Genomic DNA, 24086 nt, shown 5'->3' with positions numbered 1-24086 from the left:
TGGTTGCGTTAATAAAAAAAAGATAGGGATTAATTAAGAGAATGCGCCCGATTCGCAATACGGCTATAAGAATGCGAAAGTGTGGTGGGGCGCAAGGCAGTTCTTCGCGAAAGGAAAGAAGAATATGCGTAACTATATGAACAAATTAAATATGAATAAATTGAATGCAACCAAGGCAAATACAACCAAGGTAATTACAACAAAACTAATTACAACAAAACTAAATACAAATAAAATCTCAATTAAGTTCCGTGCTATTGCAGCGGCCGCGCTCACATTCGGTTTATGCGCAACTTGTGCTGCTTGCGGAGACAATATTCCTGCAGGAAATACAGTTTCTACAGGTTCCGGTGCCAAAATTTCCGGCAATTTCCAAGGATCTGGCGCTTCATCTCAGCAGGTTGCAGTAGAAGCGTGGATTGCAGGATTCCAATCTAAAAATCCTGGTGCGAAAATAGCATACAACCCAACCGGCTCTGGAGCTGGAGTTACTACTTTTATGACGGGTGCAACTGCCTGGGCTGGTTCAGACAAGCCTCTTAGTGACGACGAGGTTGAAAAGTCTAAGTCGGTTTGCGCTAATGGCACCTCGGCTTTCGATGTGCCTGTGTATGTTTCTCCAATTGCGATTATTTTTAATCTAAAAGGTGTTTCTGACGCTGGAAAGCATATTAATTTGGACGCTTCGACGATTGCTAAAATTTTCGACGGCAAGATTACAAGCTGGGATGATGACGCTATTAAGCAGCAAAATCCTAAGTTAAAACTTCCTAGCACTCCAATTACGGTTGTTCACCGTTCTGATAAGTCTGGCACAACGCAGAACTTCTTAAGCTATGTGAAGGATGCGGCTCCAGATGATTGGAAGCATAATCTTTCTGAAAACTGGCCAAATAATGTTGGTCAAGGTGCGAAAGGTACTTCAGGTGTTGTGTCAACTGTTCGCATGGCAAATGGTTCGATTGGTTATGCTGATTTTTCGCAGGTTGGCAAGCTTGGAACAATTGCGGTAAAAGTTAATAATTCTTATATTGATATTTCTCCAGAAGCGGCTTCAAACACTTTATCTGATTCACAAATCGATGTTGATGCGGCTACTAAATATCAACATCGCGTTGTTGTGAAAGTAAATCATCTTACGCAATTAAAAGATGCATATCCGATTGTGTTAGTTTCTTACGATATTGCTTGCCAGGTTTATAAGGATTCTGGAACTGCTAAGTTTGTGAAGTCTTGGCTTAGCTATGTAACTAGTAGTGATGGTCAGAATGCAGCTTCCTCTGCTGCTGGAACTGCTCCACTTCCGCAAAATTTGGTAAGCAAAATTAGCACATCAATTCAAGCAATTAAAACCGGAAAGTAAAAAGCTTTATGAATTGCTTTATGAATTGCTTTAAAAATTGATATTATGAACATATCAGCATAAAGGAGTATGGGTGAGTTCTACAAAGAATGCAAAAACAACTCCAGATGATCAAAATTCTTATAATCATCGGAGCGGGCATATAGCAGACAATATTTTCAAGTATATTGCCTGCGCTTGTGGAATGTTAATTTTATTAATATTAGCAGCGGTAGCAGTATTTCTACTTTTTTGCGCATGGCCATTAATTGTAGGCGATCGCGCGCAATTGTCAGCCGTTTATGCAGATTTTACTGCCGGCAAAGCGCACGATTTTGTAAGCTATGTAGCTCCTTTAGTTTTTGGAACTGTGCTAATGTCTGCTCTTGCTCTTCTATTTGCATTCTTTGTAGCAATCGGTATCGCTTTATTTATATCGCATTACGCACCTAAGAAAATTGTTCCGCTTTTAAGTGGAGTAGTTGATTTATTAGCAGCAATCCCATCCGTTATTTACGGCTTGTGGGGTGGATTAGTTTTAGTCCCGGCAATGTATCCTTTCTGGGATTGGGTTTCTAAGATTTTTGGCTGGATTCCGCTATTTTCCGGCCCTGTAGCAAATCCTTCCAGATGTGCTGCAACAGTTAGCTTAGTTTTGGCTGTGATGATTCTTCCTATTATCACTTCTATGGCTCGAGATATTTTCCAGCAAGCTCCGCGATTACAACAGGAGGGCGCGCTCGCGCTTGGAGCTACAAAGTGGGAAATGATAAAGTTGGCTGTTTTGCCGTTTGCTAAATCTGGTATTGTTTCAGCGTCTATGCTTGGTCTTGGTCGCGCTCTTGGTGAAACAATGGCAGTTTTAATGATTCTTTCTCCTGGTTTTACTTTTGGTTTTAATATTTTGCAAGCATCTCAAAATCAAACTATTGCGGCTAATATTGCCGCACAATATCCTGAAGCTAATGGTTTAGGTGTAAGTGCTTTGATTGGAACCGGCCTTGTTTTGTTCCTTATTTCGTTTGCTGTGAATTTCATAGCGCGAAAGATTACTGGAAAGGCTGGTGCTTGATATGAGTAGTATTCAGCAAAGTAAAAATGATTCTTTAAGCGATAATCTTTTGAATAATAATATTGATGTGGATAAAGAATCATTGGAAGATAAGTATAAGATTGAAAATAAATCTAATATTGAAGATAAAGCTCCAGTTATAGATTTCGATAAATTCCGACCTACAAGATCTTCTATTGCCGCGCGAAAGCGTAAAGATTTTTTGATGCGCGTATTGATTTTCTTGTCATTTATTGTGGCAGTAATCCCGTTATTTTCATTGCTTTATACGACTATTATTCATGGAATTAAAAGATTTAATATAGATTTCTTAACTCATAACATGACTTACGTTGTCGGTGGTAATGCTACTGGCACAGGCGGTTATGGCGGAATTTTGCATGCAATAATTGGAACGTTAGAAATTACTTTTGGAGCAATGCTTATTTCTATACCAATTGGCTTAATGTGTGCTGTTTATTTGATTGAGTATGCTCGCGGAAGCAAAATTGCTCGAATAATTAATTTGCTTGTTGACGTAATGAGTGGTATTCCGTCTATTGTTGCGGGCTTGTTTGCTTTTTCTATGTTTGCTTTTCTCGCTGGCCCAGGTACGATTAATGGCTTTGAAGGATCTGTGGCGCTTTCGCTTCTTATGATTCCAACAGTTGTTAAATCTTCTCAAGAAATGCTAAAAATTGTTCCGACTGATTTGCGTGAGGCAGCTTTAGCTTTGGGCGTTACTAAGCATCGCATGATTACGAAAGTTGTTTTGCGTACCGCACTGCCTGGAATTGTTTCAGGATGTATTTTAGCGGTTGCTCGCGTTATTGGTGAAACTGCTCCTTTGCTTATGGCTGCAGGTTTTATTTCATCTACTAATTTCAATCTTTTTGACGGGCAGATGACGACTTTGCCGGTTTATGTTTATCAGGAGTATTCTAAACTTTCAGCAAATTGCCCAGCTAATGCTCCTGCTTCTTGTGTTACTTCAATACCTATGGAACGCGCGTGGGCGGCAGCTTTGACTTTGATTATTGTTGTTCTTTTGCTGAATATTATCGGTAGGGTTGTGGCTCGAGTGTTTTCAGTTAAGGCGAAATAAAGCGAATAAAACTGAATGAAGCTGAATGAAAATGAATAAGGCAAATAGAGCGAATAAAGCGAAATAGATTTTTAGAAAGTGAGTGCAAAATGGGTCAGCGCATTGATGTGAAGCATCTGAATATTTACTATGGTGATTTTCTTGCTGTAGAAGACGTGAATATTAATATTGAGCCAAATAAGGTTACGGCTTTTATTGGGCCTTCCGGATGCGGAAAATCAACTGTTTTGCGAACTCTTGACCGCATGCACGAGATTACGCCGGGAGCGCGCGTAGAAGGTCAAGTGCTTCTTGAAGGCCGCGATTTATATGGTAAAGATGTGGATCCTGTAGCAGTTCGCCGCGATGTTGGAATGGTTTTCCAGCGTCCAAATCCTTTCCCAACAATGTCTATTCGCGAAAATGTGCTTGCTGGAGTTCGCTTAAATAATCGCAAAATTGCTAAAAGTGATGCTGACGATTTAGTTGAGTGGGCTTTGCGAGGCGCGAACTTGTGGAATGAAGTTAAGGATCGCTTAGATAAGCCTGGAATTGGTCTTTCTGGCGGTCAGCAGCAGCGACTTTGCATTGCTAGAGCTGTGGCTGTGCATCCGCAAGTTTTACTTATGGATGAACCTTGCTCTGCTCTTGATCCTATTTCTACGTTGGCTGTAGAAGATTTGATTAACGAGCTTAAAAACGATTACACGATTGTGATCGTGACTCATAATATGCAGCAGGCTGCGCGTGTTGCTGATTACACGGCATTCTTTAATTTGAAAGCCGTAGGTCAGCCAGGGCATTTGGAATACTTTGCAGACACGACTACTATGTTCAACAATCCGCGCAACGCTGAAGCTGAGCGTTATATTTCCGGTCGTTTTGGCTGATTTGTTATATACTTTTTTGATTTCGGTGTATTTCCTTGGTCAGCACGTGCGCGTAAGGTCAGAGCTGTTCGGTTGTTCAAAGGTTTCGCAATTTTCATAATTTTATGTGAGATTTTGTGATGCCTTCGTTCATTCGACGAGTCGCAGTAACCTCTGCGTGAATGCCCAAATGTAATTGCGTACGCGATTGCTCAAGTGCTTTCGCCGCGCTTTTCTGGTCTTTTGCGCTTGTAAACCAAGGAACAGAGAGTATATGGAAAAGTTCTTCCATCTCAAAGAAAACGGCACGAATGTACCAACGGAGATCACTGCAGGTCTCACTACATTCTTCGCAATGTCGTACATTATTATCGTAAATCCAATGATTTTAAGCCAAACTCATATGCCTTCTGGTGGCGTGTTCTTAGCAACAATTATTGCAGCAATCATTGGTACCCTTGTTATGGGCTTGTTTGCTAACGTGCCTTACGCTCAGGCTGCTGGCATGGGTCTTAATGTATTCTTCACTTACACAGTTTGCTTCGGATTGAAATTTACTTGGCAAGAAGCACTGTCTATGGTGTTCTTATGCGGTTTAATTAACATTCTTATTACCGTTACTAAAATTCGTAAAATGATTATTCGTGCCATCCCGACTTCGTTACAACACGCAATCGGCGGTGGCATTGGTTTATTCGTGGCCTACGTTGGCATGGTTAACGACCACGTTGGATTTATCACTTTTGCTTCTAAAAATCCAGCTTTATCCGCTAAGGGTAAGCCAGCACCTGCAGTTCCAGGACTTTCTGTTATGAATAATCCAGCTATTTGGCTTTTCTTAATAGGTCTTGTTTTAGCAATTGTTCTTACGGTTCTTAAGGTTCGTGCAAGCTTACTTATTACTATTATTGTGACTTCGTTAATTGGCATTCCAATGGGTTTGACTAACATGAGTAATTCAAATTCAATTGTGGAATCTTTTAACCAGCTTTCAACTACTTTCTGCGCAATATTTAGCGATCAGGGATTCCCAGCATTATTCTCAAATCCTGCTCGTATTCCGCTTGTTTTAATAACAATCTTTGCTTTCTCAATGTCTGATACTTTCGACACTTTGGGTACCTTTATTGGTACTGGTCGCCGTACTGGTATCTTCTCTGAGGCGGATGAAAAGGCTCTTGAAAACGGCTCTGGATTTAGCTCCAAGATGGATCGTGCTTTGTTTGCTGATTCTATCGCAACTTCCGTTGGTGCTATTTTCGGTACTTCTAACACCACCACTTACGTAGAGTCTGCTGCAGGTATTGGTGCTGGTGGTCGTACTGGTTTAACTTCTGTAGTTGTGTCTATTTGCTTCGCGCTTTCTATACTATTTGCTCCAGTCATTTCCGCTGTACCTGCTGCTGCAACTGCCGGTGTGCTTGTGGTTGTCGGCTGCATGATGGCAAGCTCTTTGAAGGAAATTGCTTGGGATGATATTACTGAAGCAATTCCAGCATTCTTCGCTGCAGTGTTCATGGCGTTCTCCTACAACATTTCTTATGGTATTGCTGCTGGATTCATCATGTACTGCTTGGTTAAGGTGTTTACAAAGCGTGCTAAAGAAGTTCATCCAATGCTTTGGATTGTTTCAGCTTTGTTCATTCTTAACTTTGTTGCACTTGCTGTGCTTGAGAAATAATTTAAGAATAGAATCTTAAAAATTAGAGGGTGTGTAAATTACATACCCTCTTTTTGTTTCCATTTCTATTTCTGTTTTTATTTCTGTCTTTATTTTTCTAAATTTATTCTTAGATTTACTGCAAATATTATTGACATTGTCTTAGATGCATATTAAACTATCCCAACGTAAACCACAGACCGTTGGTGGAATTGAAAAATTCCTGAAATTGATGCGTCAGGCCAGCACAGGTTGAGCAATGATTTGCAAAGTATTTATTGTAAATCGAAAATTTAAGCACGCTTTAGTGTTTCTTATGTTGCTCTGCCAGTGCGCAGGGCTTTTTTGTTGCTCTGTTTAGATTAAGCTTGATGTGTTTCTTTCGAACTGACGGCCAATTTAGGAAGGAACGCCATGAAGAGGCCCGAAAAGGAAGCGGTAGTTGCTGAGCTTACCGGATTATTCCGTAATGCAGATGCTATCTACCTCACCGAGTACCGCGGGCTTACAGTTCCGCAGATTTCTGCTCTGCGCGAAAAGCTAGGCCGCGATACTTCCTACTCTGTGGCTAAGAACACGCTTGCTCGTATTGCTGCTAAGGAAGCGGGCATTGAAGGTCTTGACGAGCTTCTCGCTGGCCCAACTGCAATCACCTTCGTAAAGGGTGATTTCATTGAGGCTGCTAAGACCTTGCGTGATTTTGCCAAAGAGAATAAAGCCCTCGTCGTTAAGGGCGGTTTCGCAGATGGAACCGTTTACGATGCCGAAGGTGCAAAGCAGTTGGCAGACCTCAAGTCTCGCCCAGAATTGCTTTCCGAAATGGCCGGCGCGCTCAAGGGCACTATGTCCAAGGCCGCTTACCTGTTCAACGCTTTGCCAACAAAGGCTGTGCGTACTATCGACGCTTTGCGCGAGAAGCAGGAAAAGGCCGCTTGATACCCTTGCAGCTTGCTGCATGAGCCAAATATTAATAAAAATTTGATGGCGTAAGGCACAAAGTGTGCCCGGCCAAGTAAGAAAGGAAGCCATTATGGCTAAGCTCAGTAATGAAGAGCTTCTTGAAGCTTTCGGTGAAATGACCCTCGTTGAGCTCTCTGAGTTCGTCAAGGCATTCGAAGAGAAGTTTGACGTTGAAGCTGCTGCTCCTGTTGCCGCTGTTGCTGCTGCTCCAGCTGCTGCCGGTGCTGCTGAAGAAGAGAAGGACGAGTTCGATGTCGTCCTCGCTTCTGTTGGCGATAAGAAGATTGCAGTCATCAAGGCTGTTCGTGCTTTGACCAACCTCGGTTTGGCTGAAGCTAAGGCTCTCGTTGACGGTGCTCCAAAGGCCGTTCTCGAGAAGGCTAAGAAGGAAGATGCTGACAAGGCTAAGGCTGCTCTCGAAGAAGCTGGTGCTACTGTAGAACTTAAGTAGTTCTATTGCATATTCCGATAGTATTATCTGCTTAATGCAGTAATATCTGAATGCTTTACAAAGCGAAAGTGACTTTTTGTTGCTTTCGCTTTTTTTGTGAATTTATGTGTTGTGAATTAGCTTGTTGGGGATTGGCGCATTACTAATTAGCTTGTTGGGAATTAACCCTTAATTTGATTATTTAGTTAAGACATTATTTGCTTTAAACACTATTTCTAAATGTATTATGTGAATGTGTTGTAAGTGTATTCGTGTTATCGTAGTTTTTTGATTTTTTGGATACTACATTGGAACAGTCATTTATAGTCGCTTGTGGTATTTTATAATCATTTGTGATTATTCCTAAAAGGGAGGCTTATACGGTGAAATGCACTTGTGAAACAATCACTTGTCACACGTTTTCAACGGGTGGGAGTGAAAACTCATCTTCTGCGCATACTCGCCTTGGCCATGGAAAAACTTGTGCAAAAGTAATCCTTTTTGGAGAACATTCAGTTGTATATGGATATCCTGCTGTTGCATTGCCTTTGCGCAATCTTTGTATAAACGCGACTGTTACAGATTCTTGTCCATTTAAAAATAGCTTAGAAAATTCTGCCTTTGATTCTTCTAATGAAGTTTCTTTAGATAATCAGAATGCAAATACTAATAATGCAGATAATCAGAATGCAGATAGTCAAAATATTGACGATAGTGTTGTACTATGTGCGCTTGATTTTACTGGACTTTTGCGCGATGTACCTAAAAGGCTAGCTTCTATAAGAACCGCTATTCACGCCGCTTTAGATTTCGTGGGATGGGATGGTAAGCCTTTATATGTTCTTACGGAATCTGACTTCCCTCCGGAAAGAGGATTGGGATCGTCTGCAGCTGCTGCTGGAGCCGTTATTCGTGCGATTTTAGACTATTACGGTGTTGAAGCAGATAAATCGAAATTATTCTCTTTAACTCAGCAAGCTGAATTAGTCGCCCACGGTAGATCTTCTGGACTAGATGCTGTTGCAACTTCATCGCTTGCACCAGTTAAGTATGGTGACGGTTCGTTTAGCTACATGAATATAGATATGCGAGCGTGGATTGTACTTGCTGATTCTGGTTGCAAAGGTATGACGAGAGTAACTGTTGAAGCTTTGCGAAAAAAGCGTGAAGAAAATCCAGATTTCGTTAATGCTTTGTTAAAAGAATTAGGCGATATCGCATTGAGTGCAGAAGATGACTTAGCTCAAGGTCGTAGTAAAGATATGGGAGCTAGGATGCTTCGAGCTCACAAAATATTAGCAGAGCTTGGAATTAGCACGCCGCTGTTAGATGATTTAGTGAATGCTGCTTATAACAATGGAGCTTTAGGCGCAAAGTTAACAGGCGGTGGCGGCGGTGGATGCGTTATAGCACTCGCTGATTCTGAAGATTGCGCGCGTAAAGTCAGTGAAGCTTTTAAATCTGCTGGAGCTAAGCAAACTTGGATTGTAGATATTGATGCTGATGCTAATGAACGCGATAATAAAATCTGCAATAGAATTTGCGGAGAAAGCGACAGCGAAAGATACGGCACAAGCGATAGTGAAGGATATAGTGAAAGCGTTAACAAAAGCGACAGCGAATATGATAGTGAAAGCGAGTGTGTATGCAAATCGTAAATGTTCAGCCATCAATAATTTATGACGATAATATGCAATCTCGCTGTGCAGAAGCGCGCGCGAATGTTAATATCGCTCTAATTAAATATTGGGGAAAACGAGACGAGAATCTGATTATTCCATACACTTCTTCGCTATCTCTAACTCTTGCGGATTGGGGTACTAAAACACGAGTTAGTTTTGATGAGGATTTATCTGAAGACTGTGTTTCTTTAGATGGAGTAAAACTTGCTAGTGATGAATCTAATAAAGTTCGCAATCGCATAGTTTCTACGCTGGATCTTATACGTAAGCGTGCAGGAATATCTACGAAAGCATGCGTAGATTCGCATAATAGTGTTCCTACTGCAGCAGGCTTAGCATCAAGTGCATCTGGATTTGCAGCTTTAACTGCCGCTGGAGCATACGCTGCTGGGCTAGATTTAAGCGCTCGCGAACTGTCTCGTCTTGCTAGAAGAGGCTCAGGATCAGCGTGCAGATCGATTTTTGGCGGACTAGTTGTTTGGCATGCTGGAGAAGACGATGAATCCTCGTATGCTGAGCCAATAGATATGCCTGAAAATCTTGAATTAGCAATGATTGCAATAGTGCTAAATCCTGGTAGCAAGCCAATTTCCAGTCGTGAAGCAATGCGTAGAACAGTAGAAACTTCTCCTACATATATGCCATGGGTTAATCAATCAGAAAAAGATTTCCAAAATGCTATTTGTGCTATAAAAAATAGTGATATAGAAGCCTTGGGAAGCATAGTAGAAAGTAATTTCGCTGGAATGCATGAAACAATGCATAATGCTGTGCCTGCGATTAATTATCTTACTGAAGAAAGCTATAAAGTACTGGATATCGTAAAATCTTTGCGATCTGAAGGACTTCCAGCTTGGGCTACTATGGATGCCGGTCCTAATGTAAAAGTTTTAACTGTTAAAAGTCAGGCTCAAAAAGTTGCGGATGAATTGCGCTCGCGTATTTCACAAGATTTAGGCGATTCAAGGATGCGTTCTTCTGAAAAGTATTCTTCTAGCGAAGATTCTTCTCGTGAAGCTATTCGAATTATGATTGCTTTGCCTGGGGATTCTGTAAGCGTTTCAACTAGCAAATAACGGCGGTAAATGGCTGCATAGTAACGCCGGTGGTGCTAGTGCTGGTGCGTTGGTTGGTATCGTTAGTGGATTTATCGTAGTAGTATTCCATAAGAATAGTATTTCGTGCGAGTAGTATTCGTATACAGTGGAAATGTACGTAACAACATTGTAGATATAAACGAAACGTCTGGGGATATCATGAGTAAAGTGCAAGCTATGGCTCCGGGGAAGCTTTACGTTGCTGGTGAATATGCAGTTGTGGATGGTTCTTCTGCAATTGTTGTTGCTGTTAATCGTTATGTGACTGTAACAATAGATAACGATGATTTGCGAATAATTGATAGCAAAGGTAAGACTTATTCAAGCAGAGATTTTGAAGAATCAGATTTAAGCGCAAAAGATTTTGATAAATTAGATTTCTGCAAAGTATATGGATCGATTTTGTCTTATAGCGCTGAAAAAGCTGAGCGTGCTGTGGAATCTGAGTCTGCTAAAAAATATGATAGTACTTGTGAATCTGCCAGTGCTGGGGAATCTGACAGTACTCGTGATACTTCTTCGAATTCAGAATCCATTGAATCCTCAAAATATAAGACTTTATATTGGAGCCGTTCTGTAAATGGCAAAGATATTCTTGTAGAAAACAATGAGTATGCAAAGTCGTATTCTTATGTACTTTCTGCAATGAGTATCGTAGATAAATTCGCTTTAGAAAAGTACAAAGAGCCTTTAAATAAAGTCTACAATGTGCGAATTTCTAGCGATTTAGATGATGTGCGTTCTGGAAGAAAATATGGATTAGGTTCTTCTGCTGCAGTTACAGTAGCTGTTGTTCGTGCTTTATGCGAATGGTATGGGCTGGATCTTTCAACTCCGGATATTTGCAAATTGGCGTTAATAGCATCCGCATACGTCAAAGGCTCAGGTAGCGGTGGAGATATAGCTGCTAGCGTTTACGGCGGTTGGATTACGTATCGCGCTTATAATCGCGATTGGCTTAAAGCAGAAATCGAGCTGGTTAATTCCGGAGATTCCGATTTGCATAAGCTTGTTCGTAAGAAATGGCCTAGACTCGAAGTTAAACGTTTAGATATAAATCCTTGCGTGAATCTATTAGTGGGTTGGACTGGTACTCCTGCTTCAAGTGCAGCGTTAGTTAATAGCGTTAAATCAAATAATATTAAGCAACAATTATTTACATACGAAGACTTCTGCCTATTAAGTGAAGCTTGTGTTCAAAGGCTTGCAAAAGTACTTGAAGAATGCGATTTTATAAGCATAGCGAGCGGTTTTGAATGCAATCGTCAGCTTTTAAAAGATATGGGTGAATTAACTCAAACTGTTATTGAAACACCATCTCTTACAAAGTTGATTGAAGATGCAAAATCTGTTGGAGCTGCTGCTAAAACAAGCGGTGCAGGCGGCGGTGATTGTGGAATCGCATTAATAGACTCGTATTCTAAAGAGCGTATTTCTCATATTAAAGAGACCTGGAAGTTAGATGGAATTAAGCCTTTAAATCTTAAAGTTGCGAAAATTAACGGAACAGGCAAATCATCTGAAAATATAGTTTTAAATTACAAATATAGCGAAAAGCTAGAGCCTTATATCGTAGCTTATAAAAAGAAATATTCTGATTATGGGCATATGGATTTTGACGATATTTGTTTGCCTCATAATTCAGATCCAGTTACTGCAGAAGCTTTTGCAGAGCGTAATGCGAAACTATGCGATTCTAATGGTTCTAGTGAGTCTAGTGCTTCTATTGCTTCTAGTGAAAATAGCGGGAATAGCGAGAATAGCGAAAATGAATTGAGCTCCAATAATTTCAGCAGTTCAGCTTCGTCTAATAATATTTCGTCTAATAATAAAGTTAAAAAGCCTTATAATACTTTGGAAAACGCTATTAAGGATTTAGAGTCGCAAATTACTTCAAGCCGCAAAAATATGCATTTAACTCTTGCGGATAAGCAATATAAGCCTCATTCTGAAGCAGGATTTGACGATATAAGTTTCATGCCTAATTCTTTACCAGATTTATCTCTAGAAAATATTGATACTAGCGTTAATCCATTAGGCTGTTCTTGGTCAATGCCTTTGTATATTAATGCGATGACTGGCGGAAGTAAGGAATCTAAAGCTGTAAACGCCGCTCTAGCAAGAGTTGCTGCTAAAACTAATATGCCAATGGCATCTGGGTCTTTGAGCGCTGCTCTTCGCGATTCTTCTCTTATTGATACTTTTAGCGTGATTCGTAAAGAAAATCCTAAGGGATTTGTATTAGCCAATGTCAGCGCTGGCACATCTGCAGATAATGCTATGCGTGCTGTTGAAATGATTAATGCTAATGCTTTACAAGTGCATCTTAACGTTGCTCAAGAGCTTGTTATGCCAGAGGGCGATCGTGATTTTAGCAATTGGATGAGCAGCATTGAGGAGATTTCGATTGCTTGCCAAAAAGCGAACATACCGATGATAGTTAAAGAAACAGGATGCGGTATGACTGCTTTCGATGCGCATAGATTGTACGATTTGGGAGTGAGAGCTATAGATGTTGGCGGCCGTGGTGGAACCAACTTCGTTACAATTGAGAACGCTCGTAGGGATGGCAATGAGTACGATTATTTAGCATCTTGGGGTCTTACGACAGTTGAATCATTGATTGAAGTTATGCGTGAACCTAATTGTGCCAATAAAAATATGACTGTTTTTGCCAGTGGTGGTGTGCGTACTCCTCTTGATGTTGTTCGCGCTATTGCATTAGGAGCTCAAGCTGTTGGAGTTGCTGGAGAGTTCTTGCATACTCTTATGCATAGTGGTGAAGAAGTGTTAGTTCAGCAAATTTGCGATTGGACGGAACAAATTCGTAGAATTATGGCTTTGCTTGGAGTTGAAAAAGTGCAAGACATACAATCTAAGTCAAGATTTGTTCTTACTGGTAAATCTGCGCAATTTAAAGCTAATAGTTTTAATTTGGACTGATATCTGATTGATAGCTGATTGATATCTGATTTGTGACTGATTGGTAGCAGGATTAGCGGCCAGATTTGTGAATAAAACGATAGATAAATCTGTAGATTAATCGGTAGATAAATCAGCAGATAATAAGATTGTCTTTGCAAGTGGTATACTTGTTTAGTTGTGCGTTCAGACACGCTTATCTGTTTATGCGTATTTGTGTGATTGAACGACGCAGGACTTGCAAGTCTAGAATTAGGGAGTTCATCATGGCAGCTCGTTGCGCAGTATGTGGCAAGGGACCGCAGACCGGTTTCACTGTGTCACATTCGCATATCCGCAATAAGCGCACCTTCCGCCCGAATCTTCAGCCAGTTCGCACCACTATCGATGGCGAAAATGTTCGTCTTCGCGTGTGCGTGAAATGCATTAAGGCTGGTAAGGTTCAGCGCGTTGAGGCGTGAATCGCGTAAAGAATGTAAGATGCCCTGAGCGTTTGTTCAGGGCTCTTTTTTATTGTTTTTACGCGTAAAACCGTTATAAATCTGTTATTATTTCTTATAAATCTGTTACAAATTTGTCACGGATTCACTATTTTTTTCATAAAACCGCTCAATATACATAAAGCATGACACAATAGAAGGTAGTGTGTTTTTTGAAGGGAGCATGTAGCGTGGCCGATCAACAAACTGTACAACGCTGGATGATTACTGTAGGTGGTGTAGAGCAGGCTCGCGTAGGAGCTGGCCAAACAGTGGAGATTGGACGTAAGCCTATTCGACCGTTACGCGATGATGGGTTTGTTCGAATAGATATTGTTGATAATAAGCGCTCTATGTCTAAGCGTCACGCGCTACTTATTGTTAATAAGCGTGGTGTTGCTACTATTCGTGATCTTCACTCGACAAATGGCACTTATTTAGTTGGAGATAATGGGAATTTACTTCGTTTGGATCCGGATGTTGATTTTCAGCTTCCAGATACAATTATGCGAATGCAATTCGGCGATGTTCCTGTAGATTTTGTGCACGTTGAAGAATCAGAAGATTCTGATAACGATCCTGTTCGCGATCTTTTCTCATATGCGACTGATAGCGCTCCTAAAGAGCCGGATGCTTCTGATTTGTCAGTTGATCAAATACTTGATTTGCGAGCTGGAGAGCCAACTGGAATATTCCATGCTCAATCTGTTTCTGTTCCTGAACTTAAATGGAATAATGATTCTGTTTCTTTGAATCCTGAAAAAAATAGTGTAATAGATGATATTTCGTCAGCTGGGGTAGATCTTCCTGTAGTTCGCGAAGAAGAAAAGGCGGAGCCTAGAAATCTTTTTGATGATGCTCAAGCGGATGGTAATAAAGATAGTAATAAAGACAGTCAAGAGCAGAATCCTGAAGATTCTAGCAATCTTAATAATAGTGCTCAAACGGATGATAATCCAAATGAGCATGAAAATGATGTTGAGCAGTTGTTAAATCAGTCTATGGAACAGTCCATGGAACAATCTGTGAAACGCGACGGTGAACAGCATGATATTCGCGAGCAAGATATCTTTGAATCTGTAGAAAACGAGTTCGCAGAGGCTAAGTCTACAGAAAGCAATCCTGTAGAAAACAATCCTGCTGAAACTAATCCTGTTGAAACTAGTCCTGTTGAAAATAGAAATAGCTCTGTAGAAGATAACTCTGCGGAAGCTAATAATGCGGAAGCTAACAATGCAGAAGTTAATAATGCAGAAGTTAATAATGCAGAAAATATAGCTTCTTCCATGCTTGCTAGCTCTACTTTTTCAGAAGAATATACTCCAGCTTTCGAGCCTGGATCTGTGTTTGAAAAAGTTTCACAAGGTGAATTTGATTCTCATCATGAAGTGATTGAAGCTGGCGGATATACGTCTGATGAAGCTAAGCAAACAGCAGATTTTTCGGAACAATTTGAAATGGCAAAGTACCCTGAGTTGCTGCCATATTTGGCTATGAATACTGGCCTTTATGACGACTTATACGCATGGCTTGCAGCTCAGTCAAATTCTGACGTAGATGAAGCATTGGCAAGAAACAGCGGATACGACGCTTATCGTAAAACAATGGGGAAGTGAGTGATATGAATACTGGTGAATCACTGGAACCACAAGTCGTTAAAAAGCGTGCAGAAGCATTGAATGACTTAAAAAGTTGGCAAAATACTTATAAATCTGAATTAGTTCCTTCTCCTCTTGAAGATATTACAAAGTTGCAAGCCAAGCTTGAACTTACTCATGCTCATCCTTCAGGAATCGCGCAATTATTCGCAAGCGGTAAAGTAACACTTAAATCTTTATTTAGAGATCCTGGAGTATTGCGTGCTGCTGGGCGTAACTTGGATCGTGTATGTGAAGATCGAGATACTAAAGCTCATGAAAGCGGAGTTTCTGAATTATCTCTTGTTGTAGGCGTGGCATCTTGGAATGGAAATCATGTTCCTGTTCTTACTTATCCTGTGCGAGTAGTCAGAGATAGTTCTCAAGATGAAACTGTTGCGTCTATTTATTTTTCAGGCAATGTTCGTTTAAATCATGCTCTTGTGCAGCGTTTACGCAATCGTGGAATTGAACTTCGCGAAGAAGTGCTTTTTGACGGATCGAATTATGAAAGCGGCACTCCAGAAACGTCTGCTGTTTTTGCTGCAGTAAGCAATCAGGCTCGTAGCGTATTCCCTGATTTTGATATTGAGCGAGATATAGTTCTTGGCTGCTTCACAGATGCTGGTACGCGATTTGTAGCAGAAAGCGATCATATTATTGAAGCCTTAAAATCCGGTGCTGTCGGAAATAATATGATTGATGCGATAGCTGGATATGACAATGCTATTAAGCATTTACAAGCTTCAGACGCTCCGAAATATGATCCATTTGACGCTGATCCGCATAATGAGTATGAAGTTGGAGACGTAGATAATTCAGTTCGTTATGCATCAGGATTAGTTGCTAATGGCACATCTGTGTTTATGAACGTTGATGCTGGTTGTGATTCTGCAACTTTAGCTGCAGCTATTGCTTCGCGCTCTGTTTTAGCTGGTCGCTCTGTTTTATATGTTGCAGATGTTACTGAGCAGCAGCGTAGATTCCGTCAGGCTTTAAGTGCTCATGAGATTTCTTCGCTATCTGTAGATGTTTCAGATCCTCATATTGCTAAGCATGTTGATGCTCAACTTATTGCTGCTGTTGGCTCTCGTCATAGCGTTGCATCTTCGCGTTTTGAACAGGTTTCAGACGAACTTGTAGGTGTTCGCGCGCGATTAACACGCTATCTTGGAGATCTTCACGGAGAAAACGAGCGTTGGGGTATTTCTGCTTATCAAACTATACAGAATCTTGCGGCAATCGCTATGCTCCCTTCTCATCCTTCAACTCATGTGCGATTGAAGGTCGATTCTGCTCAAGCTTTAGCAGGTCATCTTGAATCTTGTGCTCATAAGCTTCACGAGGCAGATAAGCTTGGGGAATTCACTATTAATCCTGAAGATACTCCATGGTTTGGTGCTTCTGTTTTTGATGAGAGTGAAGCGATTACTGTTTATCAGCGAGTAGTTGATGTATTAACTAAGCTTCTTCCTGTAACGCGCGAACAAGTTAAAACAACTGTACAAAACTGCGGTTTCCCTGTGCCTGCAACTGCAAGAGAATGGGCTCGTCAGATTACAGTTTTGAAGAATTTGCGCCGTGTTCTTGACGTATTCCAGCCGGAAATTTTTGAGCGCGACTTAGATTCTATGATTGAAGCTAGCAAGCCTAAAGCATTGCGTAAATCTGAAGGCACTATTATGGGCTTCTGGGAACGTAGAAGACGCGTTAAAGAAGCTCGTAATTTGCTACGAGTTGGTGCAAAAGTAGATGATTTGCATGAAGCTTTGAAGATTGTAGCTCAGCAGGCTGCTCAATGGCGCTTGTTTGTACCTCATGGAGGATGGCCTGTTTTACCTCCTAAGCTTGATGAAATCGTTGAAACTCAAGATATGCTTACGCGAAATCTTGTTGCATTAGATGCTGTTCTTTCAACTACTCGTCAAGGCGCTGACTTAGAAAATACTGATTTTGCTAAGCTTGATGAGCGTTTACGTAAACTTCACGATGATCGCACTTCTCTTGATACGCTTCCAGGTCGTTGCGTGTTAGAACGTGAATTTAGTAAAGCTGGCCTCAATGGTTTAGTTGAAGATTTGCGTCGTCGTCATATCACTGGTGAGTCACTTGATGGCGAATTGCAGCTTGCTTGGTGGACTACTGTTTTTGAAGATATCGTTAAGTCTTCTGAAATTATTTCTCACCAAGATGGTTCTGCTATGCAAGATGCTGCAGATAGATTTGTACAAGTCGATACTGAGCATGTTCGCTCTATAGGACCAATGGTTCAGCAAGAGGCTATGAAGCGTTTGTGCGATTTGCTATTTTCACGTACTCAGGAAGCAAATCAGCTTCATACTACGCTTGCTGGGAATCGTGTTGGTGTTACATTTGCCAGTTTAGTAAGAGATTATGCTGATTTAGTAATTTCTGCAAAGCCTATTATGATTGGCATGCCTTCCACTTTGGCAATGATGACACCTTTTAAGCCTATTGTAGATACAGTTATTATTGATTCTGCTGAGCATATTTCTAATCTTGAGCTTTTATCGGTTCTTGTAAGAGCAAGAAGCGTTGTGATTATAGCTCATAAAGAAACTATAAGTTCTCAATGCCTTAAGAAGTTAGTGGAATTTTTGCCTGAAATTGAATTAAAATCTCACGCATTGCGTAGATCTTTGCGTTTGGCGAAATTCTTGGAAGATCATGGTTATGGCAATCTTCAGAAGGATATGCCTGTTGAGCGCTTGCAAGGAAAAGTTCATTTGCATCAAGTAGAAGCTACTGGCGTTCCTGTTATGTCTTCTGGGCTGATTGAATGCAGTCAGCGTGAGATTGATGAAGTTGTTTCTTTGATTCAGCAGCGCGCTCAGACTTTCACGGTTGTTCCTTCAAGTTATGTGCTTGCTGTTGTTATGCTTACGAACACATTCCGTACGCGACTTGGAGCTGAGCTAAAAGCTTTGGCTTATCGCGATGAGAATATGGCTAGATTCTTGCGTCATGTTCGTTTAGTTAGCGTTCATGAAGCTGTTGGAGCTTATGCTACTGATGTGATTCTTTCATTCTGCTATGCAAAGACTTCGCATGGTCGTCTTTTGCAGCAGTTTGGCTTATTGGAATCTGATGGTGGTAAGAGTATGCTTTTAGATTCTTTGGCTTTAGCTCGTAGGAATCTTGATATTGTATGTGCTTTTACTTCTAAAGATATGGATGATGATCGTTTGCATCAGGAAGGTCCTCAATTACTTAAAGCTTTGCTTGTTTGGGCCGAAAATTTGAAGGATACTCCTGTATTGCCTAATGGTGAAAAGTCATATCTTGAATCTTCTGAATCTAGTAATTCCAATGAAAATAAGGCTAATGCTGATTCTTATGAGTCCAGTTCTGAAGAATCTGATTATGATAGCCAGAGTTACGAGACAATGAAGGCTTTAGATGAAGCTCAAGCTCAGCTCGATGCAGCTTTAGAAAATTCTGAAAACAAAACTTCTGGTGCTAAGTCTGGTGCTTTGAAGTCTGGTTCTAAGTCTGGATCTGCGAAGTCTGGTATGTCTTCTGATGGCAAGTCTAATTCTGAATCTTCTTTGGAAATGCTGTCTAGAAACGAAAATGTTCTTTTCGCTGATTTAGCTGATCGTATTCGTTCTCGCGGATTACGTGTAGCTGTGAATTATGGCTTAAAGAATGGAATTCGTATTCCGCTTGTAATTGGATTGTCTGACAAGCCTTATGAAGTTGCTGTTTTGACTGATGATTCTCGATTTATGAGTATTCAGTCGACTCGCGAGCGTCATCGCATTCTAGTTCAGGATCTTGAAACTCTTGGATGGTCTGTTATGACTGTTTGGAGTGTAGCTGCATTCGTAAATCCTGAGAAAGAAGTTGATCGCATTGTTTCACGTATTGGTGAGCTTCATGGAGATGAGCGTTAATGGCGTATGATGCCAATAAGCGTTCTCCGCGTAAACATACTCGTGTGGTTCGTGGTGGCTCGGAGTTGTTTGATGCTGACGGTGTAAAACTTGAGCCTTCAGATTTGCAAACTTCGAGCCAGCGTTCAGAAGATGATGATCAACGTATTTTGAACGAATTACCTCCTCACTGGGGTATTTTTAGCGAACGTCTTGGATAGTTTAGCCTTAGATAGCACTGTCTATCGTATATGGCTTTGTGTCGCCAAGCTTTGTGTTAGTAAAGTTACTTTTTAATTGCAACTATTGCTAGCGTTGGCGTTATAGATTGCGCGTTTAACAAATCTAAAGCTTGACTCGCGCTCATTGCAAGCGTTGCTATATGTTGATTATTTGGAGTTCGTATAATTAGAACGTTTTTTATAACTTTAAAGTTTTTGTTATTTTTATCTAACTCAAAATAGTTTTTATTATTGTCTTCACTGTGCTTATCTTTACCATTATTCTTTTGGCTATTTTCACCTTCATCATATTCATTCTTAATGTCGTTTTGAGATTGTGCAAAAGCAATAGAAATGATTTCTCCAGGCTGGAAAGTTTGATTTGCGCTAGCGAGTGTGACGTTAACTGCAGTGTATCCGCGAGGAACGTTTGGAGTATTGCTAATCTCATTTGCAAGAATGGGCATGCCGGATTCTATATTGCAAATCGCTGTAATATTGCTGTTTTGCGAATATGATGTAAGAGCTTTTTTAAAAACGCTATGCTTAGGAACACTAATTACACGAACATGTGATTTAGTAATCCGTTCTCCAACTGCAATCGATTTAGTTGCAATTAATACGTTTTGCGTTTCCTGAATTGCGCTTATCGCTGAAATAATAAGCATCGATAATAAAAAAACGAATATCGATAGGATTATTTTACGAAAAAATCTTCGATTTCGTCTTTTTATAAGCGCACTCTGATAGTCCGTCTGAGAATCGCTAGACGACAAAATATGCGATATAAAATCTGTGAAAAAATTAGCCATGTTCTGTATCATGACTCGCTCTAATTAATATCGCAATAAAAATCGTCTTATGTGGTCAGAAGTTCGCTATGTGGTCAGAAGTTATATGAACGACTATCCGCGTAATTAAAATTTGTTGATTTTCTAAGCTTTTAGCTGAAGTATTTATTTATCAGTGCGGTAGAATCCGCTTCCTTTGAAATTAATTGGAGGAGCAGAAAATACTTTGCGCACTTCAGCTTCGCCGCATTTTGGGCAAATAGTAATAGGATCGTCTGAGAACGATTGCTGTTCTGTAAAGTCATATCCACATTGCTTGCAACGATAATGATAAGTAGGCAATGAACCCTCCGAAGTTTGTAATTAGCGATTTTGTGTGAAATATAAACCGCTTTGCAGTTGTAAAAGCTGTATTCCACTCAAATATCCTAGCGCAGACCTAGACAGTCAGACCTGACAGTTATATCTAGATAGTCATACCTAGATAGTTATATTTTGTGTGCCAAATATGCAAAGCATAAATATGATTGATACGTAATATGCGACACGCCGATTCGCAGAATGTTTCTTCACATCCTAAAGACTCTTTATATTTATACGTATGGGTTATGAATCAGTTAGTACGTTACTTGTAGTGATTGTTATTGTAGCTCTATTGTTTGGATGGTTACCTAAGCTCACGGTTAAAAGCATGAAGAACATGTTGGAGCATCGTGGGGATAGGTATTCGTCTTCGCTGCATCTGGTTGATGAGTGGAGTAATTCACATATTTGTGATGATGCAGGCACGTTTGTGGAAGTGGCAAGAATGCAACCTACTGAACAGAAGACTGTGATGACAACTGAACATATACGTCGTGTTCGTGCATTGCGTAAAGCTGCAGTGCGCAGGCGTAGGATTTTGGTTCTTTCGCTGCTGGCGATTACATTGATTGTGCTTGTTGTTGGTTTCAGCGGTTTGTATTCGCCTGCGTTCGCTTTGATTCCTTTCGCATTATTAGCATTCGTAATTTTTTGTGGAATCAATGCTTCTAAAAGCGCTCGCGAGTGGGAAGCTCGTGTTAAGCGTGCCAGTATTGCTGCTTCTATTAATGCATCGCGTAATTTAACTCGTAATTCTGCTTTTGATTCATCTGTAGTTAATTCTGATAGTTCGCTGAAATCTTCGTCGCAATCTTCGTCGCAATCTAATTCGATTGATAAATCAAGTATTAACTCTGAAGAAAAAGCTAATGAAGCTAATGAAGTTGCTCTTTCGGAAGGCGATTCTGTTGCTACTTCCGTTATGGAAAAGCGCGAGATTCGACTTGCTTTGCGTCGTTCTATGCAAGATCAGCAACGCGCATTTGAACGACGTTCTAAGAATGATGATAATTCTTTGAAATATTCATCCTCTGAATCTGTGACTGAAGCTAATGTGACTGAAGCTACTGTTACTGAAGCTACTGTGACTGAATCTACGACTGTAGAAAGCTCTTCAAAATCAAATTCAGAAAATTCTGATTCTTCGAATGATTTTTCGCATAATTCTTTGCATTTAGATTCTACGAATGAAATTAATACTGTTCGCGCATCTAGAGGATTAGATGTGTTTGACTTAGCTACTGCATCTCTTAGTGTAGATTCATCGGATTCTTCGCTTAAATCACATGATTTAATATCATTCTCCTTAGGCTCCAATAACTCGCAGAATTCAAAATCTGAGTCTAAAGTTGATTCAGAGCTTGTATCAGAATCTGAATCTGATGCAAAATCCAGCTCTGTACCAGAATCTGATAGTTCTTATGCTCCAGAAAGTTTGGAAATTAAGTCGACTAAGCAAGTAACTAAAGCTGTTCCTGTTAAGTTTGATTCAGTTAAGACTGTTAATACTGTTAGTGCTGTTAATGCCGTCAATGCTAAGCCTATTAAGACTAGTAAATTGGCAAAGTCTGCAGAATTAGAAGTAGAGCCTCCTGCTAAAACTGAAGACTCTTTGGGAAGCGCTGATTTGCTTGATGTTTTAGCTCGTAGAAATCAAGCTTGATATTAAATTTTTAAAAATTTTAGCACTCAAGTTGGCAGAGTGCTAAAATCGCGCTACTATAGCAGTTAGTGCGTGAACATGTACAGACGTGTCGTCAGCCCGTCCAGTTTAGTTTGCGCGAAATGTAGTATCTCTCTTAAGAAAGAGGTGGCAACAGTGTCGATTCAACTCACGCCGTTGGAAGATAAGATTATTGTTAAGCAAGCTCAAGCAGAAACTCAAACTGCTTCAGGTTTGTATATTCCAGATAATGCCAAGGAAAAGCCACAGCAGGGCGAGGTTCTCGCTGTAGGCCCAGGTCGCAGAGACGACAAGGGTGAGCGTATTCCTATGGATGTTAAGGTTGGAGACAAGGTTCTCTACTCCAAGTACGGTGGCACTGAAGTACATTATGAAGGTGAAGATTACTTAATCGTATCTTCTCGCGATGTACTTGCTATTCTTGGCTGATTTTTAGATCCTAGTTGAGGATATTTTAAAATAACGCTGAAAGTTTGAATGCGTATGCGTTCTGCTTCCAGCGTTTTTATTTATATTTTGCGTTAAAATCGCATAACTTCGAGCATGGCATCGAGTACCATGTAAATTATGAGTGATCAACCAACTTTTGCTGATATAACAACCATTGGTGTTGGCGGAACTATAGCACGTTTTATAGAGCCAATGAGCAGAGTAGCATTTATTGAAGCGGTTGAAGATGCCGATGAAAAAGGTTTGAAATTGTGTGTTATCGGCGGAGGATCAAACTTGCTTGTAAGTGATAATCCGTTTGATGGCGTTGTAGTTCGTGACGCTAGAAGGACTATAAGCGTACAAGATGAAGCTGCTCCAGCGGAAGATGGCATTGATGCTTCGGGAGCGCATATCGTACACGTTAATGCTGAAGCGGGATGCAATTGGGATGATTTCGTATCTCATACTATTTCTCTTGGATTAGAGGGTGTTGAAGGCTTATCTGGCGTTCCTGGAACTGTTGGAGCTTCTGTTGTGCAAAATATTGGTGCATATGGTCAGGAAGTTTCGCAAAGTGTGAAATCAGTAGAAGTTTGGGATCGTAAAAATAAAGTTACGCGCGAATTATCGTGTGAAGAAATGAAGTTTGGGTACCGAACTTCTCTGCTTAAGCAAAGCATGTATGATGCTCCTGGAGTGCCTAAATCTGAATTTTTCCCAACGCCTAGATATGTTGTTCTGTCTGTTACTTTTTGTTTAAAACATAGTAAAACTGGTGTTGTTTCGCATTCTCAATTAGCACATGCACTTAATGTTAACTTGTATGATCGCATAGATACATCTGTTATTCGAAGAGAAGTTCTACGCGTAAGAGCGTCTAAAGGTATGCTGGAGGATGCTTATAGGTATGAAAATCCTTGGATGTGTGGAGTGAAAAATTCTGATTGCGTGCGTGAAGCCATTCGTTTGCAATCAGAGGATTACGTAACAGGCGTTTGGCATGATGGGGATGATGTTTATAGCGATAGGCATAGTTGTGGAAGTTTCTTTATGAATCCGATTCTAAGCGTTGAAGAAGCTGATAAATTACCGGATAATGCGCCTCGTTTTGATGCGACTTTGCCTGATGGGTCTTTTGGTGTGAAAACTTCTGCAGCATGGCTTATTGATAACGCTGGGTTCCATAAAGGTTTTAAGATTGACGACGGTGCTAATTGTGATTCTGCAGTCGATGAGAACTCTAATGGTGATGGAGCTGCAGGATTGTCTTCTTTGCATACTCTTGCTTTAACTAATAGGCACAACGCGCGCGCTGTTGATATTTTCCGTTTAGCGCGTGTAATTATTGATGGAGTGAATCATTCGTTTGGTGTGAAATTGGTTCCTGAGCCGGTTGTGATTGATGCGTTTAGTGAGCTTTAGTTTGTTTGAGCTTTAGTTTGTAATTTGGCTTGTGATTTGGCTTGAGTTAAATTTTCGCTTAAGT

19 protein-coding genes are annotated in these 24086 nt (G+C 40.5%); 17 read left to right on the top strand and 2 right to left on the bottom strand.

Annotation, left to right across the window (positions count from 1 at the left end; translation table 11 throughout):
• Nucleotides 1-79: 79 nt before the first annotated feature.
• The 14 genes from pstS (at nucleotide 80) to HXT51_RS03490 (ending at nucleotide 19330) form a co-directional block, all read left to right on the top strand.
• Nucleotides 80-1363 carry a phosphate ABC transporter substrate-binding protein PstS gene (gene pstS, locus HXT51_RS03555; protein WP_415692299.1) on the top strand — a complete coding sequence of 428 codons (1284 nt, stop codon included), beginning with the start codon at nucleotides 80-82 and terminating at the stop codon, nucleotides 1361-1363.
• 142 nt (nucleotides 1364-1505) lie between these two features.
• Nucleotides 1506-2414 carry a phosphate ABC transporter permease subunit PstC gene (pstC, locus tag HXT51_RS03550; protein ID WP_421776813.1) on the top strand — a complete coding sequence of 303 codons (909 nt, stop codon included), beginning with the start codon at nucleotides 1506-1508 and terminating at the stop codon, nucleotides 2412-2414.
• Nucleotides 2415-2463: 49 nt separating this feature from the next.
• Entirely contained in the window at nucleotides 2464-3498 is a 1035-nt protein-coding gene (gene pstA, locus HXT51_RS03545; RefSeq protein WP_421776812.1) for a phosphate ABC transporter permease PstA, read from the top strand.
• An 89-nt stretch (nucleotides 3499-3587) separates the two neighbouring features.
• Complete coding sequence (gene pstB / locus HXT51_RS03540) at nucleotides 3588-4367, top strand: phosphate ABC transporter ATP-binding protein PstB (RefSeq protein ID WP_415692297.1); 780 nt, start codon at nucleotides 3588-3590, stop codon at nucleotides 4365-4367.
• Nucleotides 4368-4620: 253 nt separating this feature from the next.
• Nucleotides 4621-6027, top strand: a complete 1407-nt coding sequence (locus HXT51_RS03535; RefSeq protein ID WP_103084538.1) for an NCS2 family permease — start codon at nucleotides 4621-4623, stop codon at nucleotides 6025-6027.
• A gap of 393 nt (nucleotides 6028-6420) precedes the next feature.
• Nucleotides 6421-6942 carry a 50S ribosomal protein L10 gene (gene rplJ, locus HXT51_RS03530; protein ID WP_415692295.1) on the top strand — a complete coding sequence of 174 codons (522 nt, stop codon included), beginning with the start codon at nucleotides 6421-6423 and terminating at the stop codon, nucleotides 6940-6942.
• Nucleotides 6943-7036: 94 nt separating this feature from the next.
• On the top strand, nucleotides 7037-7417 hold the full coding sequence (gene rplL, locus HXT51_RS03525; RefSeq protein ID WP_103084540.1) for a 50S ribosomal protein L7/L12: 381 nt from the start codon (nucleotides 7037-7039) through the stop codon (nucleotides 7415-7417).
• Nucleotides 7418-7779: 362 nt separating this feature from the next.
• The gene (mvk, locus tag HXT51_RS03520) at nucleotides 7780-9054 is read left to right on the top strand and encodes a mevalonate kinase (protein ID WP_421776199.1); all 1275 of its coding nucleotides are present in this window, start codon (nucleotides 7780-7782) and stop codon (nucleotides 9052-9054) included.
• Nucleotides 9042-10154: a diphosphomevalonate decarboxylase gene (mvaD, locus tag HXT51_RS03515; protein ID WP_421776198.1), complete on the top strand. Its 1113-nt coding sequence runs from the start codon at nucleotides 9042-9044 to the stop codon at nucleotides 10152-10154. Before mvk ends, mvaD begins: the two co-directional genes overlap by 13 nt.
• 180 nt (nucleotides 10155-10334) lie before the next feature.
• Nucleotides 10335-13118 carry a type 2 isopentenyl-diphosphate Delta-isomerase gene (gene fni / locus HXT51_RS03510; RefSeq protein WP_421776197.1) on the top strand — a complete coding sequence of 928 codons (2784 nt, stop codon included), beginning with the start codon at nucleotides 10335-10337 and terminating at the stop codon, nucleotides 13116-13118.
• A gap of 245 nt (nucleotides 13119-13363) precedes the next feature.
• Complete coding sequence (gene rpmB, locus HXT51_RS03505; RefSeq protein ID WP_012913853.1) at nucleotides 13364-13558, top strand: 50S ribosomal protein L28; 195 nt, start codon at nucleotides 13364-13366, stop codon at nucleotides 13556-13558.
• 209 nt (nucleotides 13559-13767) lie between these two features.
• Nucleotides 13768-15192: an FHA domain-containing protein gene (locus HXT51_RS03500; protein WP_421776196.1), complete on the top strand. Its 1425-nt coding sequence runs from the start codon at nucleotides 13768-13770 to the stop codon at nucleotides 15190-15192.
• A gap of 5 nt (nucleotides 15193-15197) precedes the next feature.
• Entirely contained in the window at nucleotides 15198-19130 is a 3933-nt protein-coding gene (locus HXT51_RS03495) for a helicase (protein WP_421776811.1), read from the top strand.
• On the top strand, nucleotides 19130-19330 hold the full coding sequence (locus tag HXT51_RS03490) for a hypothetical protein (RefSeq protein ID WP_103084544.1): 201 nt from the start codon (nucleotides 19130-19132) through the stop codon (nucleotides 19328-19330). The genes HXT51_RS03495 and HXT51_RS03490 overlap by 1 nt, the downstream gene beginning before the upstream one ends.
• A gap of 65 nt (nucleotides 19331-19395) precedes the next feature.
• Here HXT51_RS03490 and HXT51_RS03485 read toward each other — a convergent pair whose 3' ends face one another.
• Nucleotides 19396-19998, bottom strand: a complete 603-nt coding sequence (locus HXT51_RS03485) for an SAF domain-containing protein (protein WP_103084545.1) — start codon at nucleotides 19996-19998, stop codon at nucleotides 19396-19398.
• A gap of 288 nt (nucleotides 19999-20286) precedes the next feature.
• Entirely contained in the window at nucleotides 20287-20463 is a 177-nt protein-coding gene (locus HXT51_RS03480; RefSeq protein WP_082266286.1) for an FmdB family zinc ribbon protein, read from the bottom strand.
• 349 nt (nucleotides 20464-20812) lie between these two features.
• Here HXT51_RS03480 and HXT51_RS03475 point away from each other — a divergent pair, with 349 nt between their 5' ends.
• From HXT51_RS03475 to HXT51_RS03465, 3 genes are all read left to right on the top strand, one after another.
• Nucleotides 20813-22147, top strand: coding sequence for a hypothetical protein (locus HXT51_RS03475; protein ID WP_421776195.1), 1335 nt, complete (start codon nucleotides 20813-20815; stop codon nucleotides 22145-22147).
• A gap of 156 nt (nucleotides 22148-22303) precedes the next feature.
• Nucleotides 22304-22597: a co-chaperone GroES gene (groES, locus tag HXT51_RS03470; protein ID WP_103084547.1), complete on the top strand. Its 294-nt coding sequence runs from the start codon at nucleotides 22304-22306 to the stop codon at nucleotides 22595-22597.
• 138 nt (nucleotides 22598-22735) lie between these two features.
• On the top strand, nucleotides 22736-24022 hold the full coding sequence (locus HXT51_RS03465) for an FAD-binding protein (RefSeq protein WP_421776194.1): 1287 nt from the start codon (nucleotides 22736-22738) through the stop codon (nucleotides 24020-24022).
• Nucleotides 24023-24086: the final 64 nt, after the last annotated feature.

Origin of the sequence: Gardnerella sp. KA00255 (assembly GCF_049244095.1) — a bacterium.
In the GTDB taxonomy this organism is placed as follows: Bacteria; Actinomycetota; Actinomycetes; order Actinomycetales; family Bifidobacteriaceae; genus Bifidobacterium; species Bifidobacterium vaginale_F.
Note: the sequence above shows the minus strand (reverse complement) of the source record. Positions and strands in the feature narration are given on the sequence as shown.

Excerpts from the sequence above, each read along its gene's own strand:
- pstB (WP_415692297.1), top strand. The coding sequence starts at position 3,588 with ATGGGTCAGCGCATTGATGTGAAGCATCTGAATATTTACTATGGTGAT.
- HXT51_RS03535 (WP_103084538.1), top strand. The coding sequence starts at position 4,621 with ATGGAAAAGTTCTTCCATCTCAAAGAAAACGGCACGAATGTACCAACG.
- rplJ (WP_415692295.1), top strand. The coding sequence starts at position 6,421 with ATGAAGAGGCCCGAAAAGGAAGCGGTAGTTGCTGAGCTTACCGGATTA.
- rplL (WP_103084540.1), top strand. The coding sequence starts at position 7,037 with ATGGCTAAGCTCAGTAATGAAGAGCTTCTTGAAGCTTTCGGTGAAATG.
- mvaD (WP_421776198.1), top strand. The coding sequence starts at position 9,042 with ATGCAAATCGTAAATGTTCAGCCATCAATAATTTATGACGATAATATG.
- fni (WP_421776197.1), top strand. The coding sequence starts at position 10,335 with ATGAGTAAAGTGCAAGCTATGGCTCCGGGGAAGCTTTACGTTGCTGGT.
- rpmB (WP_012913853.1), top strand. The coding sequence starts at position 13,364 with ATGGCAGCTCGTTGCGCAGTATGTGGCAAGGGACCGCAGACCGGTTTC.
- HXT51_RS03495 (WP_421776811.1), top strand. The coding sequence starts at position 15,198 with ATGAATACTGGTGAATCACTGGAACCACAAGTCGTTAAAAAGCGTGCA.
- HXT51_RS03490 (WP_103084544.1), top strand. The coding sequence starts at position 19,130 with ATGGCGTATGATGCCAATAAGCGTTCTCCGCGTAAACATACTCGTGTG.
- HXT51_RS03485 (WP_103084545.1), bottom strand. The coding sequence starts at position 19,998 with ATGCTTATTATTTCAGCGATAAGCGCAATTCAGGAAACGCAAAACGTA.
- HXT51_RS03475 (WP_421776195.1), top strand. The coding sequence starts at position 20,813 with ATGAAGAACATGTTGGAGCATCGTGGGGATAGGTATTCGTCTTCGCTG.
- HXT51_RS03465 (WP_421776194.1), top strand. The coding sequence starts at position 22,736 with ATGAGTGATCAACCAACTTTTGCTGATATAACAACCATTGGTGTTGGC.